This is a genomic window from Oleiphilus sp. HI0080 (assembly GCF_001635135.1).
Map to the genome: position 1 here is coordinate 1 of NZ_LWFU01000982.1, position 780 is coordinate 780.

The 780-nt window shown below is 48.5% G+C and carries 1 protein-coding gene; it reads right to left on the reverse strand.

Going from position 1 to position 780, the window contains the following annotated elements; all coding sequences use genetic code 11:
- Positions 1-780, reverse strand: a 780-nt coding sequence (locus A3751_RS23155) for a hypothetical protein (RefSeq protein ID WP_197466506.1), incomplete at both ends; no start/stop codon positions are given.

Here is a 780-nt window from a genome sequence, read left to right on the forward strand (position 1 = left end):
CGGCGACGTTGACTTCTATTTCAAATAGTAGATCGCCCTTTGTTGTGATGTGCTCGCGATATTCGCCTGTTAACTCAATGATCGGTGGGGAGATGACAAAGCTAACCGCTTCAGAAAGCGCCTTATGATCGCTCGCTATCAGGGCTTTGTAGATGCCTGGTTGCCAGTTCTGCGTTTGTTCGGAGGCAAGTGTTAGCGAATAGGTTCCATCGTTGTCATTGTCTACTAGCTCGAACGTTCCAAGTGATAGCGACTCGTTGAGGTATAGCGCGCTCATCATTTTATTTTGTATGCCGCGGTTTGCGCCATCGTCTACACGAGCAGAGAGCTGAACTGACTCGCCTTGAAGTAGATACTTCTTATCGGACCATGCGGTTATTGATGCTGTCCCATCATTGCTTTCAGTCGTTCGCTCGTGCGTTTCATAGACCATTGAGACTGGATCGCGTTCTAAGCGATCAAAACGAACATTGTCACTTGGATAACGAGTGAACGTCTCGTGATCTTTCAAAACGGCTTCATGGAGCGCTGTCTTGTTCTTGATTGCGCGGATTTGTTCAATGGGTGACAGCGGGCTTGAGTGTGGTTGCTCCTCTTCTTGAGTCGAAGCTGTCTTTGGCATTGCTAGGGCTGCTGTTGGTCTTTTGAGAAGCGGCTTTTGGCTTGCCTTTGAGTTTTCTTGGGTGTTTTCTACTGTTTCAAAAGAAGTCGCCTGATCTGGTATTGCTGCCACCTCCGACTCATGAAAAAACGCGAGCAAGGCCAAGGCAACGACAGGAG